Raw genomic sequence first — 9269 nt, 5'->3', positions numbered from 1 at the left:
AGACAGGTACTCCAGCTTGTTCTTTCGTTGGGTATTGCGGGAAGCAAATGCAGAGATCTATGGGGAATACGGACATCAGGGTAAACATAGTATAACTGCATTTTTAAGAGAACCCGACAGGTCAGCGGCCTATTTGCTTGGTCTGAGGAAAATTATGCCATTGAATAAACGTCCGGGTGAATATTTTCAGTTTTCATTGGAATTTACCGAGTTACAGCAAACTTCTGTTCCTGAAAAGGGTGGCTGGTATACAAGTTCTGTTGTCAGGCAGGGGTACACCCATATGGGTCAGGTATTGGGTGCTGGGATTGGACCGGGCAGTAATCTTCAGTCGCTGGATGTTAGCTGGTTTAAGGGCTTGAAAAGAATAGGACTTCAGCTTGAACGGTACCTTCACAATAATGATTTCTATTATCAGATGTACATAGATCCACCTGATTTCAGGAAACATTACGTGGACATGAGCGCTGCGCTTTCGGCCGACTGGGATTATAAAAATCTGTTATTTAGTGCTAAAGGGGCTATGATACGTTCACTTAATTATCAATATGTGCTTTATAATCGTCCACCTGAATATTTTGTTACGGGGTGGGATAGGATTAATTATCAGGTTAAACTGGGGGTGATGTATAGATTTTAGGTAATTGAGAGGGGAGAGTTGAGAGTGGGAAGACTTACGAAATCACATAGGCGAGCGGAATTTGATTTCGTCTTCACATCCTACTGAGCAAATGGTCCGTCATTTCGATGAGCGGATTGGATTGTTAAATGGATAGAAAGTATCACCGCGAAGAGAAATCTCAAAGTTAAAAGCAGCCCCGCATCAACAGATTTCTCCACATCGCAAATTCCTGGCTTGAGAAGAAAATACTGTTGATGTGTTCGAAATGACGGAAAGTACGAACACGTCATTTCGAGGAGCGGACAAAATTATTGTAATTAGAAGTATTATCAACGCGAAGAGAAATCTGTTGATTAAAGCTGTGTCAGTCAGCATGAGATTTCTCAGTCGTACCTCCTTCGAAATGACGGATTCTATCGCGAAGAGAAATCTCAAGGTCAACAACACAGTCTCCCATCTACAGATTTCTCCACACCGCAAATTCCAGCCTTGAGAATAAAATGCTGCCGCTGTGTTCGAAATGACGGATCTCTAACTGATAGCTAGTGCCCTGATAGCTATCGGGGCTCAATCCCCTTCCAATATATCATTGCAGAAATCAGAATCAGTATTTCGCAAGTAATAGTGGCCATTGCCGCACCCTTTGCGCCATAAACCGGGATAAGAAAGAAATTCATTGCAACATTCAATACAATCATGATCAGGTTCAGGTAAACCAAAAATACAACCTTGTTTTTAGCCACCAGGCTATTACTGATCGGGCCGTAAATGAAAACAATGGCAAGATACCAGACCAGTATTTTAAACACGGGTATGGAGGCATCGTATTTATCCGAAAAAAACAATTGAAAGATCAGGTCAGACCCCAGGTATAGAGATGTGCTGAGAATTACCCCGATTCCTCCAAGATAATACAAAGCAAGGTTTTGAATGCTTTTGAACTTATCTTTTTCTTCAGAATGTTTCGCCAGTTTTGGGAATATTGCGGTCATAAATGCACCTGAAATGAACATAAAGGGGTAGATAAACCTGGTTGCTCCTGAATAATAGCCAACTTCTGTACTCCCAATCATTTTCTCAAGCATTATGATATCTATTTTGTTGTAGATCACATTTGCAGCCATCAGAATTGTAAATAAAATGCCGTGCCGGATAAATCCAATACTTTCTGCTATGGCTGGTTTAAAGTTTAAAATACGCTTAAATTCCCCTTGCCTTCGGATATATAGGAAAAGGATCAGCAGAACAATCGCGTTAATAAAGCCTAAATAAATAAAGTACGAAAATGACGCCTTCAAATAGATTCCGAGCAGGATAAAGAAGATCCTTATAAGACTAAGGCTTACATCTTTATAAAAAATCAGATCCTTTCTACCTGATGCAACCAATATAGCCAACATGGGTGCGAAATATGCGCTGATTACAACACTCAGGCCGAATACAAAAAGATAATAAAAGTCCTGTATCGAATTTGTGGGATAGCTGATGCACAGAATAAGAGTCAGCATCAATCCGCTGATCAGCAACTGGGCTGATTGTGCTCTGGCGTATATTTTATCTACTGATCCCGGATTTTGGCTGCTTTCCTTAATGATATGTTGTGTAAATCCGCCATCCGAGAAAAAGGCAAAAATAGAGATGAATTCAATAATATAGGTATATTTCCCATATTCTGAAACCGGAAGAAAGCGCATTAAAAATATCATCCCGATAAAACTCAGGATCTGGACAATAATGCTGCCGCCCAAATATGTAGCTGAATCTTTCAGTAATTGTTTACGCATCTTCCTTCAGTTTATCTGACAGTTGTTTAACAATACCGGGCCAGGTAAAATTGGCTCTTGAGAATTTAAGGGTATCCTCAAATCGTTTGGAAGTCAAAAAGCCTTCTGTTATGCACTCCTGGATTGCTAATGAGAACTCCCGGGCATCCGTTTTGACTACCTTGCCGAACTCGCCATTATTTGTAATATGCAGTGAACTTGAAACGGAGGTACTGATAATGTAATTCCCGAAATAAAGAGCCTCAGGGAAAGTAATAGGAAACCCTTCAAAACGAGATGTTAAACAAAATATTTTAGCCCGGTTATACCATTCAAAAAGCTCTTTCCGGTCTGTGATATTACCGGTAAACAGGATGCTTTCTGTTAAATGAGGATTGATTTCGAAATAGCTGTCTATGTAGGTTTGAAATAACTCTTCAACAGGGCCCAGAATATAGACTTTCCAACTGTTTAATTCTACTGCTTTTAATGCTTCCAGAAATAGTTCTGTGTTTTTTTGAAGGGTTCCTATTCTACCCACTGTGATAATGATATTCTCTTTTTCTTCCCAGGATCTTAATTTAATTTCTTCGTCCAGATAGAGATTATCCACTCCGTTAGGGATGCAAATTAATTTTTCCTCTAATTCGGGGTAAACTTTTTGTAGATATGCTTTGGCTTCTTCAGTTTCAACAGAAAAAACATCCGTTAATTTAAACATCCATTTTGTTATACCTTTCAAAAGGTAGTTTTTGATCGAATAGTTAGAGTACAGAAAAGCATTATAATTTTTAAAAAAAAGAATATCCATATCCAGTTTTATATAAGTTTTTCCTTTTGGATTCAGGATTTTATAAAGAAGAAGATAGAGTAAATGATCTTTTTTGAAATGGAACAGGTTTAAGACATCGATTGACTTTGAGAATGACCACAGGTAAGACAATATTCCCAGTTCAAAGTAGAATACTCTACCCTTATCCGGGATAAAAGTTAGTTTCAACCCTTTAACTTCTTTGTTCAGGTAGGGATATTCTTTATTATTCCTGTAGCTGATTAATTGAGCATCATAGCCTTCTGTTTTGTACATGAAGTATGGGAGCTGTCCAACATCCTTAACCAGGTGAAAGTTCTGTGTATCTGTAAATATGGTAACAAATGTGGGTTTTTGTTTCATGAAGGATGGCAGATATGCATTTTTTTTAATACCTGTCTTTCGGTTGGTTTTAAAATTAATGATTTAAAGGTTTGTATTTTGTCTGAACTAAGATTTTTTTGATTAGTATGATTGTAATGATTCAAAATAATCAAGTAAATCACCTGAATCTTGGTTTAGACAGGCCTGCACTCAATGTCCTTATTTAAGGATTGGGAGGTCCCCGCCTGCGCGGGAATGACAATCCGATGGGTGAAATAGGGAGATTCCGGCCTTCGCCGGAATCGGAGTGGTATCATTATAGGTGCTTTTTGGTGCAAGCGATTCTGACGAATTCTGAATCTCCCCAATACTAAAAAAATGCATGTCAGCGAAAGCCGCAACCTCACTTTGCGTATCCTATAATTTTGATAAAACAGGCATTATTCTGTCTGAACTTTGATTTTTATGATTGGACTGATTAGCTTGATTGTAATGATTCAAAATAATCAAGTAAATCACCTGAATCATGGTTTAGACAACAGCTCGTCTGTACGAATAGGCTCAGCGCTTAAACTGTACAAAAACGATTTAATGTTGTACAAAAAATCAAATTTTATAATCACAGGAAAGAAACTCTGCGGAAAGGTGAGAGGTTCCAAAATCGGGCTAAAGCCCATGTAATTTTCCTCATAACTTGTTGAATGTTGGGCTGAAGCCCGCCCGGATGAACTCCGTTCGGACTGGCCCGAAAATGAGCAAACTTATTAGCTCCAGATAAAGCTGGAGCCTATTGACGATCGTACTAGTGTGGTATCTTAAACCGTAAAAAAGCGGTTTAAGTTGTACAGGGAAATCAATTTTGGTAATCGTTGGAAACTCTCCAGATAGAGAGGAATCGGTACCCCCATTTGCTTAACCTAGAATACTATCGGGTTGCTCATTCCCAAATTTGCTCATTCTCTTGGTCTGCAACAGCTAATTAATTTCTTAATTTAGAAGGCTTAATGCCTGTACCACATACCGGCTTATTTCGCAAGAATGATTAAAACTGAACACAGAAATTCTGATTATCCTGCAATATCTGTTGCCATGGCCACATATAATGGCGGCAAATATCTTACAGAACAGCTGGATTCGATACTTTCTCAAACCCTCAGGCCTGCTGAGATCATTGTATGTGATGACCAATCTACCGATAATACAGCTGAAATTCTTGAAGATTACCATAGTAAGGGTCTTCTGAATTATTATATTAACGACCAAAGACTCGGCTTTATCGGCAACTTTAAGAGAGCGGTTTCTCTTTGTAATCCCGGAAATTACATCGCATTATCTGACCAGGATGATATCTGGCTTCCGTCTAAATTAAGTCTGGCGGCCAAATACCTGGAAAATATCGACGAAACTGATATTCCTGCTATAGTTTATTCAGATCTTATACTGGTTGATCAGGATAAAAATCTGATTAATCCCTCCTTCAGAAGTGAATTGGGGCAAGGGGGGTACATTTATTGTCTTGAGACCTTGTTTTTTGGATGTTTTGTCAATGGATGTACTATGTTGATGAACCCGGCAATGCGTTCTTATTTTTCGACTATACCTGATCAGGGAGCCTTAAATCATGATACCTGGATATCGATGATAGCTTATACTTTTGGAAAGGCAGACATTGTGCCTGAGCCGCAGGTATATTACCGCAGTCATGGGAATAATGCGACAGAAGTTGGAGATTTCAAGCGGAAAGGAAGGTTAAAAAGGCTCCTTTCCGAAATTATTCATTCCTTTAAAAAGAATGATTTGTTTGAAGATCAGATCAGTTTTGCTTCTGAATTCTATAATGCCTTTCATGATAAGTTAAACCCTGAACAAGAAGCCTTATTCATCCGATTCATAAATCTAAAAGGCAAATCCTGGTTGCACAAGAAAATTGCATTAAGAATGTTTTTTAGGGGGAAGTGGAGGTAATTAGCAAATTAGTATAATTTGTCGATTAGACGATTTGTCTATTTGTCGATGAAGATTCGTGAATGAGCAAAATTATCCGTCATTTCGACGAGCGAAGGGCATTGTTCTGTTTGAGAATCGCATTAACGCGAGGAGAAATCTGTGGCTAAGAGTCTGTGACTTTGATTATGAGATTTCTCAGTCGTGCCTCCTTCGAAATGACGGACACACCGACCCCGTCATTTCGACGAGCGAAGGGGATTGTTCTGTTTATAAATATTATTAACGCGAGGAGAAATCTGTTATTGAGATTCCGTGGCTTTGATCATGAGATTTCTCAGTCGTGCCTCCTTCGAAATGACAGACACAGCGACCCCGTCATTTCGACGAGCGAAGGGCATTGTTCTATTTGAGAATCGCATTAACGCGAGGAGAAATCTGTTGCATAGAGTCATTGGGTTTGATCATGAGATTTCTCAGTCGTGCCTCCTTCGAAATGACGGGCGAACGTTCAACTCTCAACCCGATAGCTATCGGGTCTCCACTTTTTTCCTGCTAAGCAGCAAATACAGTGCTCCTGCAATTCCCGTAATTAATCCACCGTAAATAATAGAAACCAGGTAACCTGTGCGATTCTTTTTAAGCGGTAATTCAGGTTCATCAACAACCTGAAAGGTTGGTGTTTCCTGGATTAGCATTGTTCTGCTGATCTCCAGATTTTTTACGATCTCAGCATAAATTGTTTGCAGAACCAGTTTATCTCTTTGTTTTAGCTCAAGCCCAACATTTGCGGTAGGGTATGCGGGATTTACATCAAGCATCACACTGTTTGCCTCTGATGCTGAATAAGTTTTCTTGTTCAGGAGCAATCCAATGCTATCTGCCCTTGCCTGAAGCCTGTTTACATTATTACGCTGTCTTTTGGTTTTGGTATCAATGTAAAAGCGTGTTGCCTGGTCTATGAGCCGGGTAGTAAATGCCTGCGCCAATGCTTCATTATGCATGGTAACAGTAGCCTCAAAAAAGCTTAATTTTTTATCCGGCTTTCCTACTGCAAGTTCTTTATCACTTATTCGTTTGATGATTATTTGTAACAAACTATCCTGTAGCCGGGTATAATTTCCGGAATTTAATAGGAACCGAATAGGCTTTCCATCATTATATTTTTTACCCCATGTTTCACTCAACTTAGAGGTTCTTGCATATTCATCTGCAATTGAAACTGTATTTGAATCACCAAAAGGGGTTAATAGTGTGTTTTTGATCATTTTCTGACTGCGCAATAATTGCTGTACATTGTCGCCAGCCAGAACTCCACCTGTTCCGGATAAACCACCCAAATCAAATCCTAATTGTCCTGCCAGGCCAGAAAGAAGGGATCCTCCACCAGCTTTTGATTCTTCAACGACAAAAGTCAACCTGGATGTGTAAGTTATTGGTTTTAGCCATGCATAGACGATCCCAAAGATTGCACCGATAATCCCAAAGGCAATGAGCGTCCCTTTTTTATTCCATAAATAAAGGACATTCTCCCATTGGCTTTCAATAGTCTGTCTAAACGAGAATTCCGGTTCAAAAGGATAATTGTCCTGCTTCATATTATCTCGTTAAAATTGCGATCAGGCCAATGAGGGCTGTAACGGCAGATGTAATTCCTGAAATTTCTGCAAATCCTAACCTGAACCTGCTGTCGGGATTCTTCTTTGGAACAGTAATGGTGCTTCCAGGCTTTACCGAAGGGTAGTTCCTGAAAAACAGGAAGTTGCGCACAGGTTTATTTAGACCATTTGGATATTGTACATAGGCACCTTTTATACGCGCATCTTCAAGAACACCTCCTGCAGAATTGATATAATACTTAAATCTTCTGCCCTGATAGCTGATATATTGAGGATTGCTTACCGCACCCGAAACCTGAACAAAAGAAATTATACGGGGGATATAAATGCTGTCTCCAGGAAGTAGAATCATACTCTTTCTGCTTATCGGATCTATTGTGCTTTGTGTGAGGTCGAGGTCAACCCTGATTCTGTTCCGGTAAATCTGGGCACTTTCCAATGATCCGTATGGGCTTAGTCCGCCAGCTCTTTGAATAAAGTCGAGGGCGGTTTCATCTCTTTTCTGAACCGCATATTCGCCGGGAAATAAGACTTCTCCATTCACAGAAATATTTCCCAGTGGTCTGAAATTAACAAGCCTTGGCACATTAATGTAATCGAGTGGCTGCAGTTCGATATCCTGAGAGCTTTGTCCGGCATTATCCAGATTAACAGTAAAGGTTTCCACTAATTGGTTAGCGACACTGTCGGACTTATTTTTAATAATTCTTGAAATTTCAATATTATGACCGGCAGCCTGCTCATTTAAACCACCCGACATTGCGATCACATCAGTGAGTTTCAGACCTTTTCGGTAAAGAAAGTTGCCCGGGTTTTTAACATTGCCATTAATGGTAATATACTGGTCGGTAATAAATTCTGAGCGGTTCTGAATCATAACAGAGTCTTCCTTTAGCAGGGGAATATCTGATTTGCCATTAATAATGGTTTTAGGATCAAATGATATAAACTCTTTTTCCAGATTAGGGAGAGTACGTTTAATATAAGCACGTTCTAAATAGGCTTCGGGTTTCAAACCGTCAGCTTTCTTCAGAAGCTGTGAAAGACTTAGTCCTGAACTTAACTCATAAACTCCCGGACGGTTCACTGCCCCTTCCAGGATAACCCGGTTCGCATATTTGTTTTGGATGGAACCAATTTCAACTTTGTCGCCATTACGAGGAACAAAATTGCTGAACAGACTTGCCGGGACATCCTTTACTTCCCGTTCCAGTTCGGTGATCTGATCGATTTTTGCAACCGAACGATACGCAATATCAGTATATCCGCCTGCATACCTGATCAGGTCATCCAGTTGTTCCTCTGACTTCAGTTCATATATCGCAGGTCTTTTAACTTCCCCATAAATACTTACCCTTTTTCGGTAAACCGGGAAATTAATTACATCCTGGTCTTCAAGCCGGATATTCCCATCCATCAGGCCTTGCTGCAGGAAAGTGTAAAAATCGACTGTTTTATAAATTTTATTGTTGCGAATAAGTTCAATGCCTCGTAATGAACCATTCAAAGAAGGGCCACCTGAAAGATATAAGGCATTGAACAGGGTCGAAAGAGATGAAATGGTGTAAGATCCTGGTGTCTGTACCTCCCCAACCAAAGTAACCTTTATGGTTCGGGTACTTCCCAGATTAATGTTTAAAAAGCTTTGGCCACTATTTAGTGCAGGATAGGCTTTGGCCATTTTATTCCTTATAAGGCTTGTGGCTTGTTCTATTGTGAAACCATTCACATAAACTATTCCTGCATAGGGAATTTGAAGATTTCCCTCCGGACTTATTTTCGAACGAACACTGCTTTCGTTTAGACCGGTTAGAAGTATAATGAGCTCATCACCAGGGCCCAGAACATAGCCTTTTGGAGTTGCGATATTAAAATCAGGGTCAAATTTAATTGAAGTCTGATTAAAGAATTCGGTTCCGTAAATGCTTAACTCAGAATTATTGAATGGTTTCACGGCTTCAATTGAAACAGGCTTTTTGACAAGATTTATGGTGTCTCTACTGAAATCAATATCGTCTTTCTTATTTATCTCTGATATTTTAGTGCCACTCTTGTTCAATCCGAGCAGGCTGATTCTTTGTTTGAAAAGGTTAACCTCTATTGGATCCATACCTTTCTGCTCCATCAATTTATAAGCGTCCTGTTCAGCAAGACCCAAATCCTGTATTTTCTTCCATGCTTCGGAT

5 protein-coding genes and 1 pseudogene are annotated in these 9269 nt (G+C 39.6%); 2 read left to right on the top strand and 4 right to left on the bottom strand.

The features are described 5' to 3' along the window. Positions 1-640 (top strand): annotated as a pseudogene (locus VGE44_RS07350) (hypothetical protein); the annotation flags it as partial. 539 nt (positions 641-1179) lie between these two features. On the opposite strand, the gene VGE44_RS07345 reads toward VGE44_RS07350, so the two are convergent. Continuing rightward, a complete protein-coding gene (locus VGE44_RS07345) occupies positions 1180-2406 on the bottom strand; it encodes a flippase (protein ID WP_331077474.1) in 1227 nt (408 codons plus the stop codon). Beyond that, the gene (locus VGE44_RS07340; protein ID WP_331077472.1) at positions 2399-3559 is read right to left on the bottom strand and encodes a glycosyltransferase; all 1161 of its coding nucleotides are present in this window, start codon (positions 3557-3559) and stop codon (positions 2399-2401) included. The genes VGE44_RS07345 and VGE44_RS07340 overlap by 8 nt, the downstream gene beginning before the upstream one ends. A gap of 999 nt (positions 3560-4558) precedes the next feature. On the opposite strand from VGE44_RS07340, the gene VGE44_RS07335 reads away from it, so the two are divergent. Further along, entirely contained in the window at positions 4559-5485 is a 927-nt protein-coding gene (locus tag VGE44_RS07335; protein ID WP_331077470.1) for a glycosyltransferase, read from the top strand. A 509-nt stretch (positions 5486-5994) separates the two neighbouring features. Here VGE44_RS07335 and VGE44_RS07330 read toward each other — a convergent pair. Both VGE44_RS07330 and VGE44_RS07325 read right to left on the bottom strand, forming a co-directional pair. Then, the gene (locus tag VGE44_RS07330) at positions 5995-7062 is read right to left on the bottom strand and encodes a hypothetical protein (protein WP_331077468.1); all 1068 of its coding nucleotides are present in this window, start codon (positions 7060-7062) and stop codon (positions 5995-5997) included. 1 nt (position 7063) lies between these two features. Next, positions 7064-9269 (bottom strand): SLBB domain-containing protein (locus VGE44_RS07325; RefSeq protein ID WP_331077466.1); only part of this gene is annotated, 2206 nt, incomplete at its 5' end.

Source organism: Daejeonella sp., from assembly GCF_036405355.1.
GTDB lineage: Bacteria > Bacteroidota > Bacteroidia > Sphingobacteriales > Sphingobacteriaceae > Daejeonella.
The sequence above is the reverse complement of the archived record's forward strand: the minus strand, read 5'-3'. Positions and strand labels throughout refer to the sequence as shown.

Excerpts from the sequence above, each read along its gene's own strand:
- VGE44_RS07345 (WP_331077474.1), bottom strand. The coding sequence starts at position 2,406 with ATGCGTAAACAATTACTGAAAGATTCAGCTACATATTTGGGCGGCAGC.
- VGE44_RS07340 (WP_331077472.1), bottom strand. The coding sequence starts at position 3,559 with ATGAAACAAAAACCCACATTTGTTACCATATTTACAGATACACAGAAC.
- VGE44_RS07335 (WP_331077470.1), top strand. The coding sequence starts at position 4,559 with ATGATTAAAACTGAACACAGAAATTCTGATTATCCTGCAATATCTGTT.
- VGE44_RS07330 (WP_331077468.1), bottom strand. The coding sequence starts at position 7,062 with ATGAAGCAGGACAATTATCCTTTTGAACCGGAATTCTCGTTTAGACAG.